At 36.1% G+C, this 25463-nt stretch carries 26 protein-coding genes, 2 tRNA genes and 1 riboswitch; of the genes, 25 read left to right on the top strand and 3 right to left on the bottom strand.

All coding sequences use genetic code 11. From position 1 onward, the window contains the following. The first annotated feature begins 15 nt into the window (after positions 1 to 15). From prfB to JOD07_RS11215, 15 genes are all read left to right on the top strand, one after another. Positions 16 to 1117 (top strand): peptide chain release factor 2 gene (gene prfB, locus JOD07_RS11145; protein ID WP_204614011.1). Its coding sequence is split into 2 segments (ribosomal slippage): positions 16 to 90 and positions 92 to 1117, totalling 1101 coding nucleotides; the frame shifts between segments, so codons are not numbered across the junction. Positions 1118 to 1138: 21 nt separating this feature from the next. Next, complete coding sequence (locus JOD07_RS11150) at positions 1139 to 1606, top strand: chemotaxis protein CheW (protein WP_158741192.1); 468 nt, start codon at positions 1139 to 1141, stop codon at positions 1604 to 1606. 144 nt (positions 1607 to 1750) lie between these two features. Then, positions 1751 to 2194, top strand: coding sequence for an ACT domain-containing protein (locus tag JOD07_RS11155; protein ID WP_204614012.1), 444 nt, complete (start codon positions 1751 to 1753; stop codon positions 2192 to 2194). A gap of 5 nt (positions 2195 to 2199) precedes the next feature. Then, positions 2200 to 3438 carry a homoserine dehydrogenase gene (locus JOD07_RS11160; protein WP_158741190.1) on the top strand — a complete coding sequence of 413 codons (1239 nt, stop codon included), beginning with the start codon at positions 2200 to 2202 and terminating at the stop codon, positions 3436 to 3438. A gap of 16 nt (positions 3439 to 3454) precedes the next feature. Then, on the top strand, positions 3455 to 4666 hold the full coding sequence (locus tag JOD07_RS11165; protein ID WP_158741189.1) for a cofactor-independent phosphoglycerate mutase: 1212 nt from the start codon (positions 3455 to 3457) through the stop codon (positions 4664 to 4666). Positions 4667 to 4678: 12 nt separating this feature from the next. Continuing rightward, a complete protein-coding gene (locus JOD07_RS11170) occupies positions 4679 to 5893 on the top strand; it encodes an aspartate kinase (protein WP_204614014.1) in 1215 nt (404 codons plus the stop codon). A 321-nt stretch (positions 5894 to 6214) separates the two neighbouring features. Then, positions 6215 to 8359: a Tex family protein gene (locus JOD07_RS11175; protein WP_158741187.1), complete on the top strand. Its 2145-nt coding sequence runs from the start codon at positions 6215 to 6217 to the stop codon at positions 8357 to 8359. A gap of 15 nt (positions 8360 to 8374) precedes the next feature. After that, a complete protein-coding gene (locus JOD07_RS11180) occupies positions 8375 to 9292 on the top strand; it encodes a GNAT family N-acetyltransferase (protein WP_204614020.1) in 918 nt (305 codons plus the stop codon). Between the two features lie 67 nt (positions 9293 to 9359). Further along, positions 9360 to 9481: riboswitch (FMN riboswitch) on the top strand. Between the two features lie 83 nt (positions 9482 to 9564). Then, on the top strand, positions 9565 to 10191 hold the full coding sequence (locus tag JOD07_RS11185; RefSeq protein WP_158741185.1) for an ECF transporter S component: 627 nt from the start codon (positions 9565 to 9567) through the stop codon (positions 10189 to 10191). A 112-nt stretch (positions 10192 to 10303) separates the two neighbouring features. Further along, a complete protein-coding gene (gene tsaE, locus JOD07_RS11190; RefSeq protein ID WP_158741184.1) occupies positions 10304 to 10732 on the top strand; it encodes a tRNA (adenosine(37)-N6)-threonylcarbamoyltransferase complex ATPase subunit type 1 TsaE in 429 nt (142 codons plus the stop codon). Continuing rightward, positions 10729 to 11451 carry a tRNA (adenosine(37)-N6)-threonylcarbamoyltransferase complex dimerization subunit type 1 TsaB gene (gene tsaB, locus JOD07_RS11195; RefSeq protein WP_330576582.1) on the top strand — a complete coding sequence of 241 codons (723 nt, stop codon included), beginning with the start codon at positions 10729 to 10731 and terminating at the stop codon, positions 11449 to 11451. The genes tsaE and tsaB overlap by 4 nt, the downstream gene beginning before the upstream one ends. Beyond that, positions 11448 to 11894 carry a ribosomal protein S18-alanine N-acetyltransferase gene (rimI, locus tag JOD07_RS11200; RefSeq protein WP_158741183.1) on the top strand — a complete coding sequence of 149 codons (447 nt, stop codon included), beginning with the start codon at positions 11448 to 11450 and terminating at the stop codon, positions 11892 to 11894. Before tsaB ends, rimI begins: the two co-directional genes overlap by 4 nt. 131 nt (positions 11895 to 12025) lie before the next feature. Beyond that, a complete protein-coding gene (locus tag JOD07_RS11205) occupies positions 12026 to 14452 on the top strand; it encodes a Lon protease family protein (RefSeq protein ID WP_204614021.1) in 2427 nt (808 codons plus the stop codon). A 131-nt stretch (positions 14453 to 14583) separates the two neighbouring features. After that, positions 14584 to 14811 carry a hypothetical protein gene (locus JOD07_RS11210; protein ID WP_158741181.1) on the top strand — a complete coding sequence of 76 codons (228 nt, stop codon included), beginning with the start codon at positions 14584 to 14586 and terminating at the stop codon, positions 14809 to 14811. A 178-nt stretch (positions 14812 to 14989) separates the two neighbouring features. Then, positions 14990 to 15430 carry a Fur family transcriptional regulator gene (locus tag JOD07_RS11215; RefSeq protein WP_158741180.1) on the top strand — a complete coding sequence of 147 codons (441 nt, stop codon included), beginning with the start codon at positions 14990 to 14992 and terminating at the stop codon, positions 15428 to 15430. A gap of 78 nt (positions 15431 to 15508) precedes the next feature. On the opposite strand, the gene JOD07_RS11220 is transcribed toward JOD07_RS11215, so the two are convergent. The 3 genes from JOD07_RS11220 to JOD07_RS11230 are packed head-to-tail and all read right to left on the bottom strand — an operon-like array spanning position 15509 to position 18086. Beyond that, a complete protein-coding gene (locus JOD07_RS11220; protein WP_201800597.1) occupies positions 15509 to 16321 on the bottom strand; it encodes a metal ABC transporter permease in 813 nt (270 codons plus the stop codon). A 29-nt stretch (positions 16322 to 16350) separates the two neighbouring features. Then, on the bottom strand, positions 16351 to 17100 hold the full coding sequence (locus tag JOD07_RS11225; RefSeq protein WP_158741179.1) for a metal ABC transporter ATP-binding protein: 750 nt from the start codon (positions 17098 to 17100) through the stop codon (positions 16351 to 16353). Between the two features lie 2 nt (positions 17101 to 17102). After that, on the bottom strand, positions 17103 to 18086 hold the full coding sequence (locus JOD07_RS11230; protein WP_243429312.1) for a metal ABC transporter substrate-binding protein: 984 nt from the start codon (positions 18084 to 18086) through the stop codon (positions 17103 to 17105). A gap of 200 nt (positions 18087 to 18286) precedes the next feature. On the opposite strand from JOD07_RS11230, the gene JOD07_RS11235 reads away from it, so the two are divergent. The 10 genes from JOD07_RS11235 (at position 18287) to JOD07_RS11280 (ending at position 25237) form a co-directional block, all read left to right on the top strand. Beyond that, positions 18287 to 19204 (top strand): ribonuclease Z, encoded by a 918-nt coding sequence (locus JOD07_RS11235; protein WP_158741177.1) that lies wholly within the window; start codon positions 18287 to 18289, stop codon positions 19202 to 19204. Positions 19205 to 19296: 92 nt separating this feature from the next. Continuing rightward, a complete protein-coding gene (locus tag JOD07_RS11240; protein ID WP_158741176.1) occupies positions 19297 to 19851 on the top strand; it encodes an RNA polymerase sigma factor in 555 nt (184 codons plus the stop codon). After that, positions 19841 to 20407, top strand: a complete 567-nt coding sequence (locus JOD07_RS11245) for an anti-sigma factor family protein (protein ID WP_158741175.1) — start codon at positions 19841 to 19843, stop codon at positions 20405 to 20407. Before JOD07_RS11240 ends, JOD07_RS11245 begins: the two co-directional genes overlap by 11 nt. Continuing rightward, entirely contained in the window at positions 20404 to 21417 is a 1014-nt protein-coding gene (locus tag JOD07_RS11250; RefSeq protein ID WP_204614022.1) for a bactofilin family protein, read from the top strand. The genes JOD07_RS11245 and JOD07_RS11250 overlap by 4 nt, the downstream gene beginning before the upstream one ends. Next, positions 21414 to 21965: a DUF6715 family protein gene (locus tag JOD07_RS11255; RefSeq protein WP_158741173.1), complete on the top strand. Its 552-nt coding sequence runs from the start codon at positions 21414 to 21416 to the stop codon at positions 21963 to 21965. Before JOD07_RS11250 ends, JOD07_RS11255 begins: the two co-directional genes overlap by 4 nt. Next, positions 21962 to 22996: a tRNA (adenosine(37)-N6)-threonylcarbamoyltransferase complex transferase subunit TsaD gene (tsaD, locus tag JOD07_RS11260; RefSeq protein ID WP_158741172.1), complete on the top strand. Its 1035-nt coding sequence runs from the start codon at positions 21962 to 21964 to the stop codon at positions 22994 to 22996. Before JOD07_RS11255 ends, tsaD begins: the two co-directional genes overlap by 4 nt. A gap of 87 nt (positions 22997 to 23083) precedes the next feature. Further along, positions 23084 to 24148, top strand: coding sequence for a PIN/TRAM domain-containing protein (locus JOD07_RS11265; protein WP_207756934.1), 1065 nt, complete (start codon positions 23084 to 23086; stop codon positions 24146 to 24148). 47 nt (positions 24149 to 24195) lie between these two features. Then, positions 24196 to 24894, top strand: a complete 699-nt coding sequence (gene ispD / locus JOD07_RS11270; protein ID WP_204614023.1) for a 2-C-methyl-D-erythritol 4-phosphate cytidylyltransferase — start codon at positions 24196 to 24198, stop codon at positions 24892 to 24894. A 131-nt stretch (positions 24895 to 25025) separates the two neighbouring features. After that, a tRNA-Ser gene (locus tag JOD07_RS11275) sits at positions 25026 to 25111 on the top strand. A gap of 34 nt (positions 25112 to 25145) precedes the next feature. Continuing rightward, a tRNA-Ser gene (locus tag JOD07_RS11280) sits at positions 25146 to 25237 on the top strand. Positions 25238 to 25463 lie beyond the last annotated feature (226 nt).

Consider the following 25463-nt stretch of genomic DNA (forward strand, 5'->3'; position numbering starts at 1 on the left):
AAGGAGTTGATCAAGTTGTTAGAGCTGGAACAATTAAAATTAGAACTTCAACCCTATGAGGAAAAATTAGAGGAAATGGGGGCTTCACTTTGACATTGCCGGTGCCAAAGAGAAGCTAAAAACTTTAGAAGAGCGTTCCGCAGATCCGAATTTTTGGAGTGATATGGAGGAAGCTCAAAAAGTATTACAAGAAATAAAATCATTAAAAATCAAAATTCAAAAATATAATGAATTATACCAGGAATACGAAGATATAGTAACTCTGGTTGAAATGGGATTGGAAGAACAGGAAGAAAGCCTGATTCCTGAAGCTAAACAGGGGACTAAAGAATTTATCAGCCACTATGAATACATGAGGATTGCTACTTTGCTTGATGGCGAGTATGATAAGAATAATGCGATCCTTACCCTCCATTCAGGAGCGGGAGGAACAGAAGCCTGTGACTGGGTATCCATGCTCCTTAGAATGTACGTAAGATGGGCAGAGGATAAAGAATACAAGGTAGAGACTTTGGATTATTTAGCTGGAGATGAAGCCGGGATCAAATCCGTGACCATCAAAATCAGCGGAGAAAATGCCTATGGGTACCTAAAGTCTGAAAAAGGTGTTCATCGCCTGGTTAGAATTTCTCCTTTTGATGCTTCGGGAAGAAGACATACTTCTTTTGCTTCCTGCGATGTTATTCCTGAGCTGGATGATGATGTGGATATAGAAGTCAATCCTGAAGACCTTAGAATTGATACCTACAGGTCTACTGGAGCAGGTGGACAGCATGTAAATACTACTGACTCTGCTGTAAGAATTACCCATATACCTACGAATATTGTAGTTCAATGCCAAAATGAACGTTCGCAACATAAGAATAAAGAAATGGCCCTAAAAATGTTAAAAGCAAAATTGTATGAAAAAAAGATGGAAGAACAGATGGAAAAGCTTCAAGGTATTAGAGGCGAAGTGAAAGAAATCGGCTGGGGAAGCCAGATCAGATCCTATGTTTTTCATCCGTATAATATGGTAAAAGATCATCGCACCAATGAGGAAACAGGAAATGTTTCTGCAGTGATGGATGGTGAGATAGATCGGTTTATCAATGCATATTTAAAATGGATCCATTAATATTTGGGGGGAGGAAAAGCAATGGCAACCAAACAAGAAGTAATTTTTAAATTAGGTGGAGAAGAATATGGCTTGGACATTATGAAAGTGTATGGCATTGAAAAGTATCAGCAGATTACAAAAGTACCCAACACGCCGGAGTACATTGAAGGGATCATTAATCTAAGAGGAGAAGTGCATCCTATTTACAACTTAAGAAAGAAATTTAAAATGCCTGAAAAACCCATAGATGATGATACCAAAATGATCATCGTCAATTCTAATGACATGATGGTTGGTTTTATTGTAGATGCAGTATCTGAAATCAGACACATAGAAGAAAGCGATATAAAGCCGGCACCCAAACTTATTTCAGGTATTGACAGACGTTATATTATTGGTGTGGGTAAAGTAGGAGAAAGAATGATTATTTTATTAGATGTTGACTTAATATTAGAAGATGAAGAAAAGAGAGAAATTAGTCAAGTAATAGAAGAAAACAATGCTTAAGCAAAATTTTACAAAAAATACGGGAAAATCCCGTATTTTTTTATATCCATTTTTTATAGCAATTTGCTTGCACTTTTTCTGAAAGTATGATATATTCCTTGTTACAAGAACAAATGTCTATTATACAAATACAAGGAGATATTTATGAAAGAGAAATCTGGATATTATATAGTAAAACAGGATGTACTTCCTGAAGTATTTATTAAAGTCGTGGAAGCTAAGAGACTCCTGGAATCAGAAAAAGTACAAACGGTGCAGGAAGCTGTAGAACTCGTGGGAATCAGCAGGAGTTCTTTTTATAAATATAAAGATTCTGTATTTCCCTTTTTTGAGAATTCCAGAGGAAGAACGATTACGATTTCTATTCAGCTGGAAGATCAGGCGGGGTTATTATCTCATGTATTGAACGTTATTGCATCTGTCGGTGCAAATATATTAACCATTCATCAAACGATACCAGTGAATAAAATTGCCAATGTAACGATTACAATGGAAACCAATCCTATGAAGGATGATATTAAAGAGCTTATGGATCAACTAGAATCCATTGAAGGGGTTTTAAATGTTAAAATAATAGCTAGGGAGTGAAGAGTATGATCAATATTGCCATACTGGGTTACGGAACGGTAGGATCCGGTGTTGTGGAAGTTATTAAAACGAATCAGAGTAGTATTGATAAAAGAGCAGGAAAACATATCAACATTAAACATGTGCTGGATTTAAGAAAATTTCCTGGAGATCCTGTAGAAGAAATTTTAACAGATAACGTAGAAGACATCTTAAATGATGATGAAGTTAAAATTATAGTGGAAGTTATGGGTGGCGTTGAACCTGCTTATACCTATGTAAAAAGAGCGTTACTTAGCGGAAAAAGTGTTGTAACTTCCAATAAAGAATTAGTAGCGAAGCATGGGGCAGAACTTTTACAAATTGCCAAGGAAAAAAATATCAACTTCCTGTTTGAAGCCAGTGTAGGCGGAGGAATTCCTATTATCCGACCTTTAAATCAATCCCTGACAGCCGATGAAATTTATGAAATTACAGGTATTTTGAATGGAACAACCAATTATATTCTTTCTAAAATGGCTGATGAAGGCAGAAGTTTTGAAGATGTATTAAAAGAAGCCCAGGATAAAGGATATGCAGAAAGAGATCCGAGAGCAGATGTAGAAGGATATGATGCTTGCAGAAAAATTGCTATTTTATCTTCTCTGGCTTTTGGCATGCAAGTAGATTATGAGGACATATATACGGAAGGTATTACAAAAATCACAAAGAAAGATATGGAGTATGCAGAAAAACTCGGATGTTCTATTAAACTTCTCGCTACAAGTAAAAAGATTGATCATCGTATATTTGCCAGGGTTTCACCGGTCATGATTGATAAAGAGCATCCGCTTGCAACCGTAAATGGAGTGTTTAATGCGATATTTATCAAAGGAAATGTAATCGGAGATGTTATGTTTTATGGAAAAGGCGCAGGGAAACTTCCTACGGCCAGCGCTGTTGTAGCGGATATTGTAGATGCAGTCAAACATTTAAATCGTAATATTGTGTCCTTCTGGAGCACCGAAAAAATGAGCTTAATGGATTTAAAAGATGTAACTACTCAATATTTTGTAAAGATCCACTATGAAAATTTTGAAAAAGCAAGAAAAGAAGTAGAAAACTTATTTGGTCCAATAGACATCATCCAATTGGATAAAAAAGACCAGGAATTTGCATTTATTACACCAGAAGAAAGTGAAGGTACGCTTCAAGAAAAAATATTTACACTGAAAGAAAAGGATGATATAACAGAAGTGGGCAGCTTAATCAGAATCGAAAGATAAAAATAGGGGCGATATGATGAAATATGTTATAATTCTTGGGGATGGCATGGCAGACGAACCAATCAAGGAACTCAATAACCAGACTCCCCTGCAATATGCCAATAAACCTACGATGGATGCTTTGGCTAAGTTGGGCGAAATTGGGAGAGTTCACACAATTCCGAAGGGAATGGCTCCCGGAAGCGATACTGCGAATCTGGCTGTATTAGGATATGATCCCAGCCTTTATTATACAGGTAGATCTCCGTTAGAAGCGGTAAGTATGGGTGTGGAACTTTTAGACAGCGATATAACCTTTCGATGTAACCTGGTAACGCTCTCTGATGAAGGAGAATATAAAGACAAGGTTATTCTGGACCATAGTGCTGATGAAATTTCAACGGAAGAAGCCAGGGAATTAATAAAAGCTGTAAATGAGCACTTTAGATCAAAAGCTATAGAATTTCATCCAGGAATAAGCTACAGGCATTTAATGGTGTGGCATGAAGGCCCGGACGATTTTGATTTAACACCTCCCCATGATATACTGGGAAAGAGTATTAAGGATTATCTTCCTAAGGGTTCACAAAGTGGCACTATTTTAAATATGATGAAAGAGAGCTATGATTTTTTAAGTGTTCATCCTATCAATATTCAAAGAGTTAAAAAGGGTTTAAGACCTGCGAACTCTATTTGGATTTGGGGAGAAGGAAGAAGACCCAGGCTCCCTCTTTTTGAGGAAAAATACGGTCTAAAAGGCTCTGTAATTTCTGCTGTGGATTTAATTAAAGGTATTGGAATATGTGCAGGGCTAAAATCTGTAGATGTAGAAGGAGCTACCGGAAATATTCATACAAATTTTGAAGGGAAAGCTATGGCAGCGATCAATGAACTAAAGAATGGTCAGGATTTTGTGTACGTTCATGTAGAAGCACCGGATGAATGTGGACATAGGAACGAATTAGAGAATAAAGTGAAATCTATAGAACTTTTGGATGAAAAGGTTGTAAAAGTAATTGTAGAAGAGCTCAATTTACTGGGAGAAGACTATTCTATCATGATTTTGCCGGATCATCCTACACCCCTTAGGCTTAGAACTCATACAGATGACCCCGTACCGTATTTAATATACCGTAAAAATAAAGAAGTACTCAATCTGGAACAAAAATATGATGAAATATTCGCAACGAGCAGCAAGAATTGCTTTCCTATTGGGCATGAATTAATTGAATATTTCTTTAAAAAATGAGGAGGGACGAACTTGTTAATTGTACAAAAATTTGGAGGAAGCTCCGTAGCCAATGTAGAAAGAGTATTTAATGTTGCAAAACGAATTATTGAAACCTACAAGCAAGGAAATGATGTTGTCGTTGTTTTGTCAGCTCAAGGGGATACCACTGATGAACTGATTGCGAAAGCCCATGAGATTGATTTGCATCCTTCCAGAAGAGAAATGGATATGCTTATATCTACGGGTGAGCAAATATCTGTTGCACTTATGGCAATGGCAATTCAGAAATTGGGATATCCTGCTGTTTCTTTAAATGCTTTTCAGGTAGGTATGTATACAAATACTACCCATAGCAACGCAAGATTAAAGAAAATTCACACAGAGAGGATAGAGGCGGAATTAGACAGAAAAAATATTGTATTGGTTACAGGTTTTCAAGGCATTAATAAATTTGACGATATTACTACCCTTGGAAGAAGTGGATCGGATACCACTGCGGTTGCTTTAGCTGCTGCATTGAAAGCTGATAAATGTGAAATTTATACAGATGTTGACGGCGTATATACTGCTGACCCGAGAGTTGTTAAGGACGCAAGAAAATTAAAAGAAATTTCATATGATGAAATGCTGGAACTGGCTTCTTTAGGAGCAAAGGTTCTTCACAACCGTTCTGTTGAAATTGCTAAAAAATATAATGTAGAACTCGTTGTAAGGTCCAGTTTAAACAATGCAGAAGGTACAGTTGTTAAGGAGGTTTGTAATATGGAAAAAATGTTAGTAAGCGGTGTAGCAGGCGATAAGAATGTAGCCAGAATCTCGGTAATTGGCGTTGAAGATACTCCAGGGAAGGCCTTTGAATTATTCTCATTATTAGCAAAACATAAAATCAGTGTGGATATTATTCTGCAATCTATTGGTCGAGACGGAACGAAAGACATCTCCTTTACAGTAGCCAGAGACGATTTACATGATGCCCTCAAACTTATTAAAGAAAACCAAGAAAGATTAACGGCAAAAGATGTGGTATACAGTGATAAAATAGCAAAAGTATCCATTGTTGGAGCTGGAATGGCAACCAATCCTGGAGTAGCAGCAATGATGTTTGAAGCGATGTATAATGCAGGAATTAATATCCATATGATTTCTACATCTGAAGTAAAAATTTCTGTACTGATTGATGAAAAATATACAGAAGATGCGATGAATGCAATCCACGAGCAATTCAGACTGGCAATTGAAAGATAGGCTATAACACACAGCGGCTCCATGAACGCAATAAGCGTCCATGGAGCCGTTTTTATATCCAGCGGCCATTGACCGCTTATTTTATGAAATAAGAAAGTTGATTTTATTTGTCAGGACTCAAACTTTCTTATTTCATAAGTGTAACCTAGCCGCTGTTTGAAGGGATCAAATACTGGATTCAATATTATAATATGTATAGTACAAACGAGTGTTACAATATATGGAAAAAAGTAATGATAATTCTTTGTAAATATTGTTCAGACTAAGTAAATCGTTTATAATAATAATAAAGTAAAATACAAAATCGAAATGGTGAGAAACATGGACATTCTAAAAAAATTGCAGGAAGAATTTGAGTTAAAACCTTTTCAAGTTGAAAATACGGTTAAACTCATTGATGAAGGAAATACAATTCCATTTATTGCGAGATATCGAAAAGAAGCCACAGGCTCTTTAAATGATGTAACGCTCCGTAATTTTTATGAAAGGTTAACTTATCTTCGAAATCTGGCCGATAAAAAGGAGCAGGTTGTAAGAAGCATTGAAGAACAGGGAAAATTAACGGAAGAACTGGTTAAGCAGATTGAAAAAGCTGAAACTTTAACGGAATTAGAAGATATATATAGACCTTTTAGACCTAAGAGAAGGACGAGGGCGACCATTGCAAAGGAAAAAGGTTTAGAACCCTTTGCACAAATTTTATGGGATCAAGATTCCAATTTTAGCCCGGAGGAAATTGCTAGAGACTATATTAATCCTGAAAAAGAAGTATATACCATAGAAGATGCCCTGCAGGGGGCAATGGATATTTTGGCAGAATGGATTTCTGATGATGCCAGTTATCGCAAATATATTCGCCAGGAAACCTTTAGTAAAGGGTTATTGGTTACTAAAGCAAAAGACGAAGAATTAGAGTCTGTATATGAAATGTATTATGATTATAGTGAAGCAATAAAAAGCATTCCCGGCCATAGAATATTAGCCATCAACAGGGGAGAAAAAGAAAAAATCCTATCTGTCAAAATAGAAGCACCTGTTGAGCGGATAGGAGCTTACTTAGAAAAGCAAGTGATTAAGAATGATAAAAGTCCATTTTTGGATCTCATAAAAACTGTGATTGAAGATAGCTATAAAAGATTGATTGCTCCTGCTATAGAACGAGAGATCAGAAATGAATTAACAGAAAAAGCTGAAACAGGTGCCTTAGCTGTTTTTAAAAGTAATCTTTCTCAGCTTTTGATGCAGCCCCCTATTAAGAATAAAGTAGTTATGGGATGGGACCCTGCATTCCGCACAGGATGTAAAATTGCCGTTGTAGATGAAACAGGGAAAGTACTGGATACGACGGTAGTCTATCCGACTCCTCCGCAAAATAAAGTAGAAGAGGCAAAGAAAATATTAAAAGAGCTGATCAAAAAGTATAATGTGGATATTATTGCCATTGGAAACGGAACCGCCTCCAGGGAATCCGAAATGTTTGTTTCGGAACTGATTAAAGAGTTGGATCAGGAGGTGCATTATATTATCGTTAATGAGGCAGGGGCCTCTGTATATTCTGCTTCTCCTTTAGGTTCGGAAGAATTTCCTGAGTTTGATGTGGGCTTAAGAAGTGCGGCATCCATTGCCAGAAGACTTCAGGATCCTTTAGCAGAACTGGTTAAGATTGATCCAAAGTCTATTGGAGTGGGCCAATATCAGCATGATATGAACCAAAAAAGATTGGAAGAAGTCCTTGGTGGGGTTGTAGAAGATTGCGTAAACCGAGTTGGGGTAGATTTAAATACAGCTTCAGTATCCTTGCTTCAATATGTAGCAGGAATAAAAAATACCGTAGCAAAGAATATTGTAGAATATAGAGAAACCAATGGTAAATTTACAGCAAGGCAACAGCTCTTAAAAGTAAAGCAGTTAGGACCTAAAGTATTTGAGCAGTGTGCCGGATTTTTACGAATTCCCGAATCAGACAATGTATTGGACAGAACAGGGGTTCATCCGGAATCTTATAAAGTTGCAAAAGACTTGCTAAGATATCTGGGATACACAGAAAATGATATTTTGGAATTAAAAATAAAGAATATCAGAGCTCAGATCGAGGATATAAATATATTAGCCGGGGAATTGGAAGTAGGCGTGCCTACCCTTGAAGACATCATTAAAGAGTTGGAAAAGCCAGGGAGAGATCCAAGAGAAGATATGCCAAAGCCAATCCTTAGAAGCGATGTTCTTGAGCTTAATGATTTAAAGCCGGGCATGGTTTTAATGGGAACTGTACGCAACATTACAGATTTTGGAGCCTTTGTAGATATAGGCGTTCATCAGGACGGACTTGTTCATATCTCAGAAATGACAGAGAAGTTTATCAAGCATCCTTTGGAAGTAGTCAGTGTGGGAGATATTATTAAGGTATCTGTATTAAGTGTTGACATAAATAAGAAAAGAATAGCATTAACGATGAAAGGGATCTAAGGAAGGAGAAATAAAATGGAAGTTAGGTCGTTTAATGATGACTATCACGAGGTCGGCCAATTAGTATTAAATGCGCAGGTAAATAAGGAGACATATTTTTTCTATCCGGTTTATAAGACGGTAGAGGAAATGAAAAAAGATTGGGAGGGGAAAGAGCTTATCCTGATGGTTGCTGAAGAAGACAACCAGATCATAGGTTTTGGAGGCTTAGATTTAGTCCGAAAAGAAGGCAATCCCAATGCAGATTTGTATGGGATCCTTGTAAATCCGCTTTATCGAAGTCAAGGTGTGGGCAGTGCGCTAATGGAAGCTTTAATCCGTAAAGCGAAAGAAGTAGGTATTCGATCCATCTACGCTCAAATTGAGACCGATAATGAAGAAGGAATAGATTTTTTGATTAAGCATGGATTCGAGTATAAAAGAAGCTTCTTCAGAATGGAAATGAATGAGCCGATTTTTCAGGAAGTAAACTGTCCTGAAGGTATTGAAATCAGAAGATCAAAAGCAATAAAGGATAAAGCCCAGTTCTTGGAAACCTATGAAGAAATTTTTGGCAATCCCAAAGATGGAGAAAAGCAACTTGCAATTTTATCCGATCCGAATCATAGTCATGAGATTTTTCTGATGTACAGGGTGAGTAGAAGCACTGGAAAAGAAAAATTAATTGGATTTTGCGGCGTGGAAAGTATAGAAGAAGATGGTAAAATGAACCGTCGTATTGATACCTTGGGCGTTATTGATAAGTATGGAAGACGAGGAATGGGTAAAGTACTTTATATGACGGTATTAAATTACTATTGGTCTTTGCCTGATACGAGAAAGATTAGCATTACGCTAAAAAGCTCATCGGAAAATGTTAAAAAGTTTTATTTAAGTTGCGGCATGGAAGAAACGCAAAGTACAGAGACCTACAAATATGAACTAGAAGATTAAAATTTTATCATGTATGAAAGTTGACACATATAGAATCATATAGTATAATGAGTTCAAATTTAATAAGAAGATTCTTCAGGGCAGGGTGAAATTCCCGACCGGCGGTGATAGTCCGCGAGTGCGTTATGTACGCATTGATTTGGTGAAATTCCAAAACCGACAGTACAGTCTGGATGGGAGAAGAATGGCGTTATTACGCATTTCCAAGCAGTCCGAAGAATCCTCTGGCTGCTTTTTTTATTGCAGCCCATAAAATTTAAGGAGGAATGGAAATGGAAAGTATTCAAAGAGTAGCAGATCAAAAGAAAAGAGTGTTTGAAACAAGTAATTTAGTAAAGATGGGATTGTTATCCGCACTGGCATTTATCCTTATGAGACTTGACTTCCCTATACCTGGTTTTCCACCTTTTTTAAAAATGGATGTCAGTGATATCCCATCTGTTATAGGTGCGTTATCCATAGGGCCGGCGGCAGGAGTCATTGTTCAGTTGACCAAAGCATTTCTTTATATGGTATCAGGAAGCGATACAGGTTTTGTAGGGCCTTTAGCCAATTTTATTGTAGGAGCAGCCTATGTTCTGCCCCTTGGGCTTGTATATAAATATAAATCAAATTTAAAAGGTTTTATCATAGGATGTTTTGCAGGTACCATTACAATGGCAGCAATTGGAGGACTGATAAATTATTTTGTTATGATACCTTTTTATGCGATGATCTTTGGAATGAGCGTGGATGTAATCGTTTCTATGGGAACCAAAATTAATGCAGGCATCAATGATTTAAAGACTTTGGTTCTTTATTCTATAGTGCCTTTTAATCTTCTAAAAGCCAGCGGTATTTCTATTCTAAGCTATGGTGTGTATAAAGCACTATATCCCCTTTTTCACAGAAGTAAATAGTATAGAAGATGATAGAACGGTCATCCGTTCTTTTTTCTTGCATATTTTTATAAAAAATAATACAATTAAACATAATATATTAAGATAGTATAATATTGAAAGGAAAGAAATAATGGTTTATGAAAGCTATTCTGAAGAAGAAACCAAGCAATTAGGTATTAAGCTGGGCAGTTCATGTAAAAAGGGAGACATTTACTGTCTGATAGGAGACTTAGGAGTCGGGAAAACTGCTTTTGCCAAAGGGTTAGCAGAAGGGTTAAACATCTATGAACCCATTACAAGTCCTACCTTTACAGTTGTGAATGAATATGAAGGAAGAATTCCTTTGTATCATTTTGATGTATACAGAATTACCGATATAGATGAAATGGATGAAATAGGATATGAAGAATACTTCTTTGGTGACGGTGTATGCTTAATCGAATGGGCAGATATAATTGAAGACCTAATCCCGGATTCTGCTGTTTGGATTCATATAAAAAAAGATTTAAGCAAAGGTGAAAATTATAGAGCAATTACTATTTCGAATAAAAAGGAATGATTGAATTGAAAATATTAGCATTGGATTCATCAGGCAATGTCGCCTCTGTAGCTATTATAGAAGATGATCAATTATTAATAGAGCTTACAATGAACTACAAAAAAACTCATTCTCAAACCCTTTTGCCGATGATCGATTCCATTTGCAAAATGGTGAATCTGGATTTAGAATCCCTGGATTATATTGCTGCAGCCAGCGGGCCTGGTTCTTTTACAGGGCTTAGGATAGGGGTTGCTACTGCAAAGGGGTTAGCATATGCCCTTAATAAACCGATTATAGGAGTTCCGACCCTTGATGGGCTGGCATATAATATTACATATACCGACTATTTAATTTGTCCGATTATGGATGCAAGAAGGAATCAAGTGTATACAGCTTTTTATTTATGGGAAAAAGGCTTGTTAAAAAGACAGTCGGATTACTTAGCCATTGAAATTGATGAATGTGTAAAAAGAGCTAAGGAATATAATAAACCCCTTGTTTTTTTAGGAGATGGGGTACCGGTATACAAGGATAAGATAAAAGAAGCAATAGGTGATGGGGAATATTATTTTGCACCACAATCCTGCAATATGCAGAAGGCATCGTCCATTGGAAGTCTTGGAATGATTCTGGCTAAAGAAGGAAAAGCTCAGGATTCTATGGAGTTTGTGCCTTTTTATCTGCGAAAATCCCAGGCAGAAAGAGAATATGAAGAGAAGGCAAGAGGAAACCTATGATCAAAATTATTTCAATGAAAGAAGAACACATTCCCCAAATTTATGAAATTGAAAAAAGCTGTTTTACAATTCCCTGGTCTAAGGACGCCTTTGAAAAAGAATTGAAGGAAAATCCTTTGGCCTATTATATTGTGGCAGAATCCAAAGGCAATATATTAGGATATGCGGGAATGTGGAAGATCGCCGATGAAGGTCATATTACGAATATAGCAGTGCATCCTGATTTTCAGCATCAGGGCGTGGGAACCCTGTTAATGCAGGGCATTATTGAAGAGGCGCAAAGAAATCATTTCATAGGACTTACTCTGGAAGTGAGAGAAAGCAACATTAAGGCACAAAATTTATATAAAAAATTTGGTTTCGTCAATGAAGGAATCAGAAAAGGGTATTATCAGGATACAGGAGAAAATGCGGTGATCATGTGGAAATATTTTAAAGAATAGAACGTCTTCTAATTTTAGAAGGCGTTTTATTATAGGGAAGAAAATTGTCATACTACTAAAAACATTTTGATTTAAGAGAGGAAATCAATGCCCTTTATTGAATATAATAATATAGAGAAAGGAGTGGAAATATGAAGAAATTTCACGAATTATCCTATAGAGATTTGAAGAAGTTCATCGACCCCTCAGATTTTGATTTTAGAACCACCGACGAACTAGAGCCGATGGAAGGAATTATTGGTCAGGAAAGAGCGGTAAAAGCAATGGAATTCGGACTAAATATCAAAATGAGGGGCTATAATATTTATATGTCAGGCCCAACCGGCTCTGGTAAAACCACTTATGCAACATCCTGTGTCAGAGAAATTGCTAAGAATGAACCTGTTCCTTATGATTGGTGTTATGTATATAATTTTGCTAAACCAAGCAATCCTTTAGCACTTCGTTTTCCCCCTGGATTAGGAAAAGAATTTAGAGATGATATGGATGAGCTTATAGAGTTTTTACTTGAAGAAATTCCTAAAGCGTTTAATTCAGAAGAATATGAAAAAGAAAAAGCAGAAATTATAAAGCGTTATCAGACGAATAAAGACGAAATTGTTAAAAAGATGAAAGAAAGGGCAAAAGAGTTAGGCTTTGGCGTAAAGGTTACCAGTGCAGGCATATATTTTGTTCCCCTTATTAACGGAGAAGCAATAGATGAAAATGAATATGAGAATTTGAATGAAGAGATCAAAGAAAGATTTACAAAAGTGACAGAGGAGTTTCAGGATGAAGTATCAGATATCCTTAAAAGTTTAAGAGACTTGGAAAAGAAAGCAAAGCAGGAGATCGAAGATTTAGAATACAAGATAGGACTTTTTGCAGTAGGGCATCATATCAGTGCTTTAAAAGAAAAGTATAAAGAATTCGACAGAGTGAATAAATATTTAGAAGCTGTGCAGGAAGATATTCTAGAAAATATAGAGGAATTTTTAGAAAATGAGAGTGAAGAGGAAGATCAACTGGCTTCCATCCTTCCCTATGTCATCAGAAGGAATACTGAAGATGTGACCATAAAATATAAAGTCAATCTATTCATTGACAATACAGAAACTAAAGGCGCCCCTGTAATCATAGATTTTAATCCTACTTATAATAAATTAATTGGTCAGATAGAATATGACAATGAATTTGGAAACTTAACCACGGATTTTACGAAAATAAAGCCTGGGCTCTTTCATCAGGCTAATGGAGGATATTTAATCCTTCAGGCCATGGATGTACTTACGAATACCCAGTCCTGGGAAGCTATAAAAAGAGTTCTGAAGACAAAAGAAGTAAGCATCGAAAGTTTGCGAGAATTGATTGGTCTTACTGCTGTTTCTTCTTTAAAACCGGAACCTATCCCTGTAGATGTAAAGGTTATTATGGTAGGCAGCAGTTATATCTATAATCTATTATATGAATATGATGAAGATTTCAAAAAGCTATTCAAAATTCGTGCAGATTTTGATTCAGAAATGCCGAACAGTTCCCAAAATATTAAAATGCTTGCAAGGTTTATACGTTCTTTTTGTGAGAGAGAAAAGACAGCACCTTTTGATGCCGGTGCAGTAGCCAAGGTTGTGGAGTATGCTTCCAGGATGGCAGAAAATCAAGAAAAAATGACCACCCGATTTAACAGCATTGTTGAGATTTTATGTGAAGCAAATACGTGGGCAAAAATTGATCAAAAGGAGATCGTCACGGCAGAACATGTTAAAAAGGCGATTATAGAAAAAGAAAAACGATCCAACCTCTATGAAGAAAAAATGGAAGAGATGATGCATGAGAATATCATTATGATTGATTGTGATGGAGAAAAGATTGGCCAGATTAATGGTCTTGCGGTATTAGATACAGGAGACTATGTATTTGCAAAACCATCGAAAATCACTGCTACAACTTATATGGGACAGTCGGGCATTATAAATATTGAAAAAGAGGCCGAAATGAGCGGAAAAGTTCATAATAAAGGTGTTCATGTTCTGGCCGGTTATTTAGGCCAGACTTACGCACAGGAATTTCCTCTTTCTCTTTCCTGTAGGATTTGTTTTGAGCAAAACTATTATGGTGTTGATGGTGACAGTGCATCGAGTACGGAATTATATGCTATTTTATCCAGTCTTGCTGAAGTTCCGATTAAACAAGGCATTGCCGTTACAGGTTCTATTAATCAAAGGGGAGAAATTCAACCCATAGGCGGCGTATCTTATAAGATTGAAGGATTTTTTAAACTGTGTAAAGCAAGAGGATTAACAGGAGAACAAGGCGTTATTATTCCTTATCAGAATGTAAAAGATTTAGTGCTTAAGGATGAGGTTATAGAAGCAGTAAAAGAAGGAAAATTTCATATTTATCCAATACGCCATATTGATGAAGGTATAGAAATATTAACGGGTATTCCGGCAGGGCAAAAAGGAGAAAACGGCAGATACCCTGATGATACTATTCATGGAATGGTATATAATAAACTGAAACGATTTTATCGAGGCAGTCTTACTGAAACTAAAAAAATTGGAGGAAAAAGAAAGTAAATTACAAAAACCCCAAATCAAATCAAATTTTACCTCTATACATGTTAAAATGCGGAGGGTATAATAGATTCAAGGGATTTACCGAAGAATAAGCTTTCTATAGTATTTAGAAGATTTGATGGAGGGCAAACATGAAAAAGTACAAAAAAGTATCTATCGAAAAAGAGATCGTAGAAGAAGTATACTGCAACATTTGCGGAGAAAAAATCGCTAAAAACAGCCATAATCATTTTGAAGACTTCCTCCATGTAGAAAAGGTTTGGGGATATGATTCAAAGAAAGATGGCAAGAAAGATGATTTTGACGTTTGCCAGCGTTGTTATGAAGAATGGATCAAAACATTTAAGATTTCTATATAAGCTTTTGTCCTTGCAATCCTTACAAATCTGTTATACAGTATTTGTAAGGTTCTTTTTTTAAAACGAGAATGTTTGCCTTAGCTGCAGGGTTCAAACTTTCATGTTTCAAGAATGCCTGCGACTTTTTGAGGCATTTCATGAAACAGATGTATAGCGGTTTTATTGGGAGTGACAAAGGATGAATCTGAATGATGTAAAAGATAATTTAAAAAGTCAGGGATATAAATTAACGAATCAGCGAAAGGCTATCCTGGATGTTTTGATGGATCATAAAGGGCATGTTCTGTCTGCAGAGGAAATCTATGAAAAAACCAAAGAAAGATATGCCAAAACGAATGTTTCAACCATTTATCGCAATCTGGAAATACTGGAGAATGCCAATTTGATTCATAGAATCAATATGAATGGTGAAGCATCTAAATATAAGCTGATTTGCAATGATAAACACCACCACCATATTATCTGCAAAGAATGCGGAAAATCTCAGAGCATAGACTTTTGTCCGTTGCAGGATATTCATGATGAATTCAAGGATGAAGATTTCGTTTTAACGGACCACCGTTTTGAATTATACGGATACTGCAAAGAATGCATAAAAAAGAAGAATGAACAGGTTTAAAACTGTTCATTCTTCTTTTTTATGAAATAAGACCATAGTAAAGATCCAGGCTTTTATTTCACAAGAGGGATATAATAACTATCTTGCAGCATTCTTAAGATATTTAAATATCAAAACAGATACAAGGATGAGCACTGCAAGCAAAACAATGGTTCCTCCCGAAGCCAGTTCAAAATAGTAGGAAATGATAATTCCTAAAATGATTGCAGTTTGAGAAAAAATAATAGAAAGAATTGCAGCATGTCTAAAGCTGTGGGCAATTTGAAGGCTTGCTGCTACAGGCAGCACCATTAAGGAAGACACAAGAAGTATGCCCACAATACGCATGGATAGCGTTATAGTAATGGCAATGAGTACAATAAAAAATAAATTAATTCCTTTAACAGGGACACCCGATAAAAGGGCAGCTTCTTCATCAAATGCCATATAAAACAACTCTTTATAAAGAAGCCAAATAGAAACGATCACCAGAATACCTAAGCCTAAGATTATCCATAAATCCGAAGGAAGTACTGTTGTTATATTTCCGAATAAATAGCCTAATAAGTCAACATTAATGGATTTTGCGAGACTGATTAATATAACGGCCAGACCTATTCCAAAGGACATAATGATCGAAATGGATAGCTCGGCATATTTTTCATAACTTTTTCTTAATTTTTCAATGGCCAGGGCGGCAATTACCGAGAATACAAGAGTAACTCCCAGAGGAGATATATTAAGAAGTATTCCTGTGGCGATCCCTGAAAGGGCTACATGGGATAATCCGTCTCCAATAAGAGACATTCTCCTAAGAACAATAAATATGCCCATAAGAGGGCATAAAAAGCCAATGATGATCCCGGCAAGAAGAGCACGCTGCATAAAACTGTACGATAATATTTCCAGCACAGTAAAACTCCTTTCGTTAAAGGGAATTTTTAATGGTGATGATCCAGAAGATTCATTTTTTCACCATATACTTCTGAAAGAATTTTTGAAATAGGTACATTCGAATTCATATCATGAACAATCAATTTCTTTTCTCCCATGCAAGCTACACGATTTGCTTTTTCTGTAATGACACCTATGTCATGGGAAATCATTACGATTGTAATATGCATATTTTCATTCAGATTTTTCAATAGTTCATAGAAATTGTCCTGAGACTGAATATCGATCCCAACCGTAGGTTCATCCAAAAAGATGATTTGGGGAGAGCTTACCAAGGTTCTTGCGATGAATACTCTTTGCTGTTGTCCTCCAGAAAGATTTCCGATCAGTCTTTTGCTATATTCTTTCATTCCTACCAGTTCAAGAGCTTCGTATACCTTTTCCATATGGTATTTTTTGATTCTTTTAAACAGACCAAGCTGAGGATATAAATTGGCAGCAACCACCTCTTCTACAGTCGCAGGAAAGCTGGTGTTAAAAGAGGCAGCTTTTTGAGCAACATAACCGATTTTTCCCCAATCTTTAAAAGAGTCCATAGGTTGTCCAAATAATTTAATACTTCCTTTGGTAGGTTTTAATAAGCCGAGAACAATTTTAAGAAGAGTACTTTTACCCGAGCCATTAGGACCTACGATGCCAATATAATCCCCGCTTTTGATTTCAAAATTAATATTGTCCAGAATTAATTTGTCATTGTATCCAAAGGATAAATTTTTAATTTCCAGTATTGTATCCATAACTATTCTCCTAAAGCTTTTGTTAAAGCATTTAAATTTTCCTTCATAACGCTGATATAGTCTTTACCTTCATCTATATCCTTCTGGGATAAGCTTGATATATCATTCAGAACGGAGGTTTTTGCTCCTGTTTCTTTAGCAATAACTTCTGCCAGTTTAGGGCTTGCTAAAGTTTCAAAAAAGATGTATTGGATATTGTGTTCCTTGATAAAATCCGAAATCTCTGCCATTTGCGATGGTGTAGGTTCAGCCTGAGGAGACAGGCCGGATATAGAAAGTTGCTTAAGTCCATATCGGTGTGCCATATAACCAAAGGCAGCGTGAGATACAACAATTTCTTTTCTGGGAAGCTTGGATAATTCGCTGCGGTATTCTTCATCCAATTCCAGAAGGCTATTTTTTAATTCTTCAAAGTTACTTTCATAGAATGCCTTATTTGCGCTGTCCACTTTAACAAGAGCATTTTTTATACTTTCTGCCTGTGTAATGGCATTGATGGGGTCAAGCCATACATGAGGGTCATATACATGATCATGCTCATCTTCATCTTCAAGTTTAAGTTCATCTTCATGATCATGCCCGTCTTTATCTGATGTTAAAGGTTCTATATTTTCTGAAGTATTGATAATTGTTAAATTGGGATTACTAATAGAGCCAATGACTTTTTCAGCCCATGATTCCATTCCCAGACCATTATAGATGAGAAGATCTGCTTTCTCCATTTGTCCCATTAATTTTGCACTGGGCTCCCAGTCATGGGGTTCGGAACCAGGAGGCACTATAATGTGAAGATCCACTTTGTCCTGCCCGATTTTTTTTGCGAAATCGTATAGGGGATATATACTGGTATAGATCGTCACTAAATTTTTATTTGCGTCAGAAGATTCCTTTTGTGGAGGCTTATTCTGTGCTGAACAGCCGGATAAAGTGAATATAGACAGACTAAAGATCATTATACTCATCATACATAGGAAGAATCTTTTCATAATATACAATCTCCTTCGTCAATTAAACTTAAATGCAAAAGTTTTGCATTTAGAAGATTATCTTATGTAATATCATAAATTCCAAAAAAGTGCAAGAGGTATTTATTCATGGGCTTTTTTTTGATACAATGAACATATTCAATTCGGATATAATATTATAATGAACAATTATTCTAAAATATATTTTAAGGAGATTATTTATGCTAGATGTATGTCTTTTAGGTACAGGAGGAATGATGCCTCTGCCCAATAGATGGCTTACAGCTTTACTCATACGATATAATGGCAGAAAGATTCTTATTGATTGTGGTGAAGGAACCCAAATTACTTTAAAAATGTTAGGATGGGGATTTAAAACAATAGACACCATTTGCTTTACACATTATCATGGAGACCATGTTACAGGGCTTGCCGGGCTGTTATTGACTATTGGAAATTCGGGAAGAACGGAACCCATTACTTTAATAGGACCTGCAGGGCTGGAAAAAGTTGTCCAGGGATTAACGATTATAGCACCGGAATTGCCTTTTGAACTTAAATATATAGAGCTCTCGGAAGAGGCGGTTGTTCCGTCAGGGGACCTTCTCATAAAAGCCGTACCGGTTGAACACACTATTTCCTGTTTTGCTTATGTCGTAGAACTTCCAAGGCGTCCAAAGTTTATGCCTGACAAAGCAGCAGCCTTAAATATTCCTGTTCGTTTCTGGAAAGAGCTTCAAAAGGGAGAAACAGTTGAATGGAATGGCAACATTTATACACCGGATATGGTTTCAGGAGATCAAAGAAAAGGTATTAAAATAGCTTATTGCACAGACAGTCGTCCTGCTTTAGGACTTAAAGATGCTGTTTATAAATCCGATTTATTTATATGTGAAGGCATGTATGGGGATGACGAAGATAAACCCCAGGCACAAAAAAATAAACATATGACCTTTTCCGAAGCGGCAAATTTAGCAAAAGAAGCAGAAGTTGAAGAGCTGTGGCTTACTCATTTTAGCCCTGCCCTGTCAGAACCGAAAGCCTATTTAAGTGTAGCTACAGATATTTTTCCTAATACGAAATTAGGAGAAGATCGATTGATTAAGAATTTAAGTTTTAAAGAGGAAAAAGATGCATAATCGTGGTATAATATTATTAGTTCAGACTTTACTGTATATTAAGTCGTATCTGGTATAAGAGTATACAAAGCTAAAATACGGCGGTGAAATTTATGGAAGATTATGAGATTATTCAATGTTGCCTTCAAGGCAAAAAGGAAATGTTTGAGGAATTGGTCTCGCGTTATAAAAATTTGGTTTATTCCATTATTCTTCGCATGACGAACGATTCTGAAGAAGCGAACGATTTAGCACAAGAGGTCTTTATTAAAGTTTATCGCAATTTAGACAAGTATGAACCTACCTATAAATTCTCCACATGGATTATGAGGATTACTACAAATTTAGTGATTGATTCAAGAAGAAAACAAAAACAGTCTACGATCTCGGTGGAGGAAATGCCCTATGAACCTTCAACTGAAGGGGGCCCTGAAGAAGCATATCTTCGTCAAGAAAAATCCAATGAAGTTATGGATGCCTTAAATGCTCTTCCTGATATGTATAGGATTCCTATCATATTGTTTCATCAGCAAGGCTTATCTTACCAAGAAATATCAGATGTTATTAACGAACCCTTGTCAAAAGTGAAAAACCGGATCTTTAGGGCTAGAAAAATGTTAAAAGAATATCTTTTGAACTCAAAGGAGGGTGGAATATATGGAATGTAATCATGCAGATAAGCTGATGATGAAATATATGGATGGAATTCTCACTATGGAAGAGGCACAAAAGCTCAATTTTCATATTACGGAATGTGAATCTTGCCGGGAAAGCTTTTTTACTTATCAAATGGTGATGGATGAGCTTAGGGATGAATCGGCAATGAAAGCACCGGATGGTTTTGAATCGGAAGTTATGGCAAAAATAAAAGACATTGAAATAGACTATAAATTAAAAGAACCGATGCCTATCGAGAATATTTCTGCGATGCTATGGGGAGTATTTTCTTTGCTGTTTGGAATAGGCGTATTGCTTTGCATTTACAATCAGCCGGTTTTAAAGTTTTTGCTTGAGAACCCTTATACCAAGGATTGGGCACAAGCTATGATTCCTACGATGGATCTGTTAAATGAATATATTAATGACATAAAGACAAAACTACAGGAGTTTGTATCGGACGGAGGTCAAATTTTTACAGTTGTAAAAATGATTGCGGTACCTGTTTTAACTGTTCTTGCTTCAATAAAATATTATATTTACCGTAAGAAAAAGGTAGAGATATGAGAAAATCCCGATTCTTATATGGCGTTTTATTATTCATAATGTTCACAGCCGTTTCTTATGCTGTTACTGTTTATAATGAAGAAAGTCAGTTTTCTGGCTTACAATTCATGAAGCAGATTGAACTACAAGAGAAAACAAAAGGAGATACTCTTCTTTTGTTTTCTGATATACATATTTCGGGTACTCATTCAGGGAATATGTATGTAATCGAAGGGGAAATTTCAATTGACGGAATCGTCAATGGAGATATTTATATTTATGGTGGGAAAATATATATTGGTGAGACAGGAATAGTAAATGGGAAAATCAGAACCCTTTCATCCAATGTAGTATATCATCAAAAAGCGCAGGTTAACGGATCTATTGAACCTTTAATGGCTACTTTAAGGATTTTTATAAAACAGTGGGATGAAACACTGTTTTATCATTACACGGATGGCATTCCTTATTTTATTATCCAGTTGGCTAGAGCTGTTTTACAAGTCATCATAAGCCTGTTATTTTTATCACTTTCTGGCAGAACGGTTTTATTACAGGGTATTGTCTTAATCAATCAGACAAAGGATGTTCTGTATTTAGGAACAGTGATTTATTTAATGGGAATTGCACTTATACTGCTTTTTACTTTATCTTTAGTAGGATTTCCTTTTGCACTTTTATTAATCATAGTTGGTTTGCTGTTTGCCAGCTTGGGTATTACTGCTTTATCCGTGGTTATTGGAGAGTGGATTTTAGAAAGAATGGCCATATCCCAGGATGTATATATAAAATTTTGGATAGGGATAGGTATATTGGAATTAATAAAAAACATTCCTGTTGTGGGAGGAATGAGCAGAGTACTCATAATTCCTCTTCTTAGTTTGGGTATGTTTGCTCAAGTGATTCTGAATAAACTGTTAAATGTCCCCATTGCCTTTATCGAAGAAACTTACGAGAATAAATTTAATCCTTATTATCAGGCGAAACTTTATGAGACAATAACCAGAGACTTGAACAGGAGGGGGAAATGAGAGTGAAAAAATTCTTTGCAATTATTGTTCTCCTGATTTGCGTGGGCGCATACTATTATGGAGCAAAAGAAAAAGCCGTTAAGCAAGAAAAAACAACGGAATTTGATAAGATCATAGAAATGAGTAAGGAAGCAAATTATTTCAACGACCCTGATCAGCTCATGATAATGAATAATAGAATTATTTCCTATTTATATGGTGGGAAAGCAGAAGATGATCAAATCGAGCAGCTCGTTTCTATTCAAAGGACCTTGCTGGATAATGAGTTGCTGGAGATTAATCCTTTTGAAGCTCAATTAAGTAAAATCAAGGGAAAATTAGAAGAGTATAAGGAGAATAATTTAAAAGTAATTCAAATTAAGCAGCAATCCGCACAATACGATGGAAAAAATACTAATATTGCAAAAGTGAAGGTCATTCAATATATGAATGGAGGAAACGATCATTATCTGGAATATTATCTGAGAAAACAGCCAGACGAGACATGGAGAATTCTTGGGTGGGAAGTAATAGACGAATTTGAGATATCGGAGGAATTGAAAATATGAAAAACAGTGAGGATATTTATATATTAGCAGTTGAAACTTCATGCGATGAAACGGCTGCATCAGTTGTCAGAAATGGAAGGGATGTTTTGTCCAATGTCATTTCATCCCAAATAGATCTTCATAAGCAATATGGAGGAGTTGTTCCGGAGATTGCTTCCAGGAAACACGTAGAAAAGATTAATCCGGTTATTCATGAAGCCTTAGAGCAATCTAAGATTTCCTTGCAAGATATAGACGCCATCGGGGTTACTTATGGCCCTGGTCTGGTTGGAGCGCTTCTTGTAGGGTTATCTGCAGCTAAGGCTTTAGCTTTTGCTGTAAAAAAACCTTTAGTAGGGGTGCATCATATAGAAGGGCATATATCGGCCAATTATATTGAAAACAAAGAATTTACTCCTCCTTTTGTGTGTTTAATTGTTTCTGGTGGTCATACCCATTTGGTTCATGTAAAAGATTATGGTGAATATGAGATTTTAGGTAAGACAAGAGATGATGCTGCGGGAGAAGCCTATGACAAAATCGCAAGGGCAATTGGTCTCGGTTATCCGGGAGGCCCTAAAATTGATCGGTTGGCTAAAGAAGGCAATCCGAATGCAATTGATTTCCCAAGAGCTTATTTGGAAGATGGGTCGTTCGATTTTAGTTTTAGTGGCTTAAAATCTGCTGTTCTTAATCATTTAAACAGATGCAAAATGATGGGAGAAGAAATCAATGACAGAGATATCGCTGCAAGTTTTCAACAATCCGTCATAGATGTTTTGGTGTCTAAAACGGTGGCAGCAGCAAAAGAAACAGGCGTAGACAAAATTGCCATGGCAGGAGGGGTTTCGGCCAACACGGCCCTAAGGAAGGCTATGCAGGAAGCTTGTGGCCAGGAAAATATCTTCTTTCAATGTCCATCCCCTATTTTATGTACAGATAATGCTGCTATGATTGGCTGTGCTGCTTATTATGAATATATTAAAGGGGTACGGCATGGACTTGATTTAAATGCGGTACCTAGTCTAAAATTAGGTCAAAGATATGTATAAAAAATTTAATTTTAAAAAATCTTTATTTTTTACCAAATTTTGTTTAAAATAATTAATGGATGTTTATAATTAAAAGGGGGTGAGATCATGGGAAAAATTTTAAGAGTCATTATTGCGATTATACTCGGAAGTCTGACCTATGTCTTATGTAATACTTTATATATTGGGTATTTAAAACCAATAGACTTTTTTGGACAGGTGCCTGAAAAGTTTGATTTTATCTTTGCTCTAGGTGTTGCATTATTAGTACTCATTATATGTTATATTACGGTATCATCTATAATTACTGACTTAATATTAAAGCAAATGAAAAGCTTGGAAGAATTATTTACTAAAATGAGCCTGAAAGAAATTATCATTAATGTCGGTGGAATTTTCGCCGGATTGATTCTAGCTAATTTACTGGGGATTGCTGTATTACAGTATGGTCCTATCGGAACTCTGATCATACTAACTTTGAATTTGATTTTTGGATATTTGGGATATCAAATCGCCCAAAGGAAAAAAGAAGAACTCAAAATATTAGAGACTAATCCTGTTGTCGAACATGAGATAGCAAAACCTAAGATTTTGGATACAAGTGTTATTATTGACGGAAGAATTTTAGATATTTTAAAGACTGGGCTTGTCGAAGGAAAAATACTCATACCTACTTTTGTTTTGGAAGAGCTTAGACATATAGCGGATTCATCTGATACGCTTAAAAGAAACAGAGGACGAAGAGGTTTGGATATTTTGAATGCTATTCAGAAACAGTTGGAGATTCCTGTAGAAATTGTGGAAATCGATTACAAAGATATTTCAGAAGTTGACAGCAAGCTGTTAAAGATGGCACAGGAGCTGGATGCCATTGTTGTTACCAATGACTTTAACTTAAATAAGGTAGCTGATTTTCAAGGCGTATTCGTATTTAATATTAATGAACTTGCCAATGCAGTTAAACCGGTAGTGCTTCCGGGAGAAGACATGGAAGTAACGGTAATTAAAGATGGTAAAGAGGATGGACAAGGAATTGCTTATCTAAACGACGGAACTATGATTGTCATAGAAGGTGGGAAGCGCCACATTGGCGAAACCATTAAGGTGCTTGTCACAAGTGTACTTCAGACAGCAGCTGGAAGAATGATTTTTACTAAAGCAAAAGATGAATAAATTAAAACTCCGGAGTTTTTCTTCGGAGTTTTTTAAAGGAGATCGCTATGGATAACAAATATACTACAGTTATTATACCTGCCGCAGGAAAAGGCAAGAGGATGGGCGCACAAATCAGTAAGCAGTATTTGGAAATAGGAGACAAGCCTATTATTGTACATACGATTGAGAAGTTTGATCAATCACTTTTGATTCATGAAATTATAGTCGTTACATCAAAAGAAGAAATGGGATACTTTAAAGAGGAGATTCTATCCAAGTATCACTTTAATACACCCATAAAAATTGTTGCTGGGGGAAATGAAAGGCAAGAATCCGTATATAATGGTTTGAAAAATATTTCCCCTAAAGCTGAAATCATTCTCATCCATGACGGAGCCAGACCTTTTATTTCAAAAGAAGAGATCGAAAAAAGTATTGAAGGGGCCAAGGTGTATGGAGCTTGTGTTCTTGGAGTAAGAGTAAAAGATACTATTAAAATTTGCAATGAAGAGGGATATGTAGAAAGCACACCACGAAGAGAAAGTTTATGGGCAGTACAAACACCACAATCGTTTCAAAAGTCTATTATCATGGAAGCGCATAGAAAAGCGGCAGAGGAGCACTTTTTGGGAACAGATGATGCCACATTGGCAGAACGATTGGGATATCCTATAAAGATCATAGAAGGAAGTTACCAGAATATAAAAATCACAACTCCTGATGATTTGACAATAGGAGAAGCAATTCTAAGAAAAAGCCTATAATATCGTGTTTTAATACATATTGATAAAATGTGATATAAAATTATTAAGAAAAAATAATAAAAATGTCTTGACTTTGTGTTTTAGATGTGTTATTTTATATAAGCGCTCGGCAAGAGCGGTAATTAAATAATGGAGAGGTGTCCGAGTGGTTTAAGGAGCTGGTCTTGAAAACCAGTGACTCCGAAAGGGGCCGTGGGTTCGAATCCCACCTTCTCCGTTCATATTGTTTTTAAAGTCAACCTTTTTGTTGTGGAGAAGTACCCAAGTGGTTGAAGGGGCTCCCCTGGAAAGGGAGTAGGTCGTTAATAGCGGCGCGTGGGTTCAAATCCCACCTTCTCCGCCATTAAATTAAAAAAGTTGTTGACAGACAATGTGATGCGTGATATAATGTATTTCGTTGTCGCAAAAACAACTATTCTAATAATTAAAACATTATTAATTTCGATCTTTGAAAACTAAACAGCACACTAAATTAAACCCAATCAATTCCATTGATTGAAGGATAGAAAAAGCTAGCAAAAACTAGCAAGGATTATAACATGAGAGTTTGATCCTGGCTCAGGATGAAC

The organism is Defluviitalea raffinosedens, assembly GCF_016908775.1.
In the GTDB taxonomy this organism is placed as follows: domain Bacteria; phylum Bacillota; class Clostridia; order Lachnospirales; family Defluviitaleaceae; genus Defluviitalea; species Defluviitalea raffinosedens.

What these genes read in the sequence shown, in the direction of transcription:
- JOD07_RS11150 (WP_158741192.1), top strand. Translation starts at nt 1,139, where the DNA reads ATGGCAACCAAACAAGAAGTAATTTTTAAATTAGGTGGAGAAGAATAT.
- JOD07_RS11155 (WP_204614012.1), top strand. Translation starts at nt 1,751, where the DNA reads ATGAAAGAGAAATCTGGATATTATATAGTAAAACAGGATGTACTTCCT.
- JOD07_RS11160 (WP_158741190.1), top strand. Translation starts at nt 2,200, where the DNA reads ATGATCAATATTGCCATACTGGGTTACGGAACGGTAGGATCCGGTGTT.
- JOD07_RS11165 (WP_158741189.1), top strand. Translation starts at nt 3,455, where the DNA reads ATGAAATATGTTATAATTCTTGGGGATGGCATGGCAGACGAACCAATC.
- JOD07_RS11175 (WP_158741187.1), top strand. Translation starts at nt 6,215, where the DNA reads ATGGACATTCTAAAAAAATTGCAGGAAGAATTTGAGTTAAAACCTTTT.
- JOD07_RS11180 (WP_204614020.1), top strand. Translation starts at nt 8,375, where the DNA reads ATGGAAGTTAGGTCGTTTAATGATGACTATCACGAGGTCGGCCAATTA.
- JOD07_RS11185 (WP_158741185.1), top strand. Translation starts at nt 9,565, where the DNA reads ATGGAAAGTATTCAAAGAGTAGCAGATCAAAAGAAAAGAGTGTTTGAA.
- tsaE (WP_158741184.1), top strand. Translation starts at nt 10,304, where the DNA reads ATGGTTTATGAAAGCTATTCTGAAGAAGAAACCAAGCAATTAGGTATT.
- tsaB (WP_330576582.1), top strand. Translation starts at nt 10,729, where the DNA reads ATGATTGAATTGAAAATATTAGCATTGGATTCATCAGGCAATGTCGCC.
- rimI (WP_158741183.1), top strand. Translation starts at nt 11,448, where the DNA reads ATGATCAAAATTATTTCAATGAAAGAAGAACACATTCCCCAAATTTAT.
- JOD07_RS11205 (WP_204614021.1), top strand. Translation starts at nt 12,026, where the DNA reads ATGAAGAAATTTCACGAATTATCCTATAGAGATTTGAAGAAGTTCATC.
- JOD07_RS11210 (WP_158741181.1), top strand. Translation starts at nt 14,584, where the DNA reads ATGAAAAAGTACAAAAAAGTATCTATCGAAAAAGAGATCGTAGAAGAA.
- JOD07_RS11215 (WP_158741180.1), top strand. Translation starts at nt 14,990, where the DNA reads ATGAATCTGAATGATGTAAAAGATAATTTAAAAAGTCAGGGATATAAA.
- JOD07_RS11225 (WP_158741179.1), bottom strand. Translation starts at nt 17,100, where the DNA reads ATGGATACAATACTGGAAATTAAAAATTTATCCTTTGGATACAATGAC.
- JOD07_RS11230 (WP_243429312.1), bottom strand. Translation starts at nt 18,086, where the DNA reads ATGAAAAGATTCTTCCTATGTATGATGAGTATAATGATCTTTAGTCTG.
- JOD07_RS11235 (WP_158741177.1), top strand. Translation starts at nt 18,287, where the DNA reads ATGCTAGATGTATGTCTTTTAGGTACAGGAGGAATGATGCCTCTGCCC.
- JOD07_RS11240 (WP_158741176.1), top strand. Translation starts at nt 19,297, where the DNA reads ATGGAAGATTATGAGATTATTCAATGTTGCCTTCAAGGCAAAAAGGAA.
- JOD07_RS11245 (WP_158741175.1), top strand. Translation starts at nt 19,841, where the DNA reads ATGGAATGTAATCATGCAGATAAGCTGATGATGAAATATATGGATGGA.
- JOD07_RS11250 (WP_204614022.1), top strand. Translation starts at nt 20,404, where the DNA reads ATGAGAAAATCCCGATTCTTATATGGCGTTTTATTATTCATAATGTTC.
- JOD07_RS11255 (WP_158741173.1), top strand. Translation starts at nt 21,414, where the DNA reads ATGAGAGTGAAAAAATTCTTTGCAATTATTGTTCTCCTGATTTGCGTG.
- tsaD (WP_158741172.1), top strand. Translation starts at nt 21,962, where the DNA reads ATGAAAAACAGTGAGGATATTTATATATTAGCAGTTGAAACTTCATGC.
- JOD07_RS11265 (WP_207756934.1), top strand. Translation starts at nt 23,084, where the DNA reads ATGGGAAAAATTTTAAGAGTCATTATTGCGATTATACTCGGAAGTCTG.
- ispD (WP_204614023.1), top strand. Translation starts at nt 24,196, where the DNA reads ATGGATAACAAATATACTACAGTTATTATACCTGCCGCAGGAAAAGGC.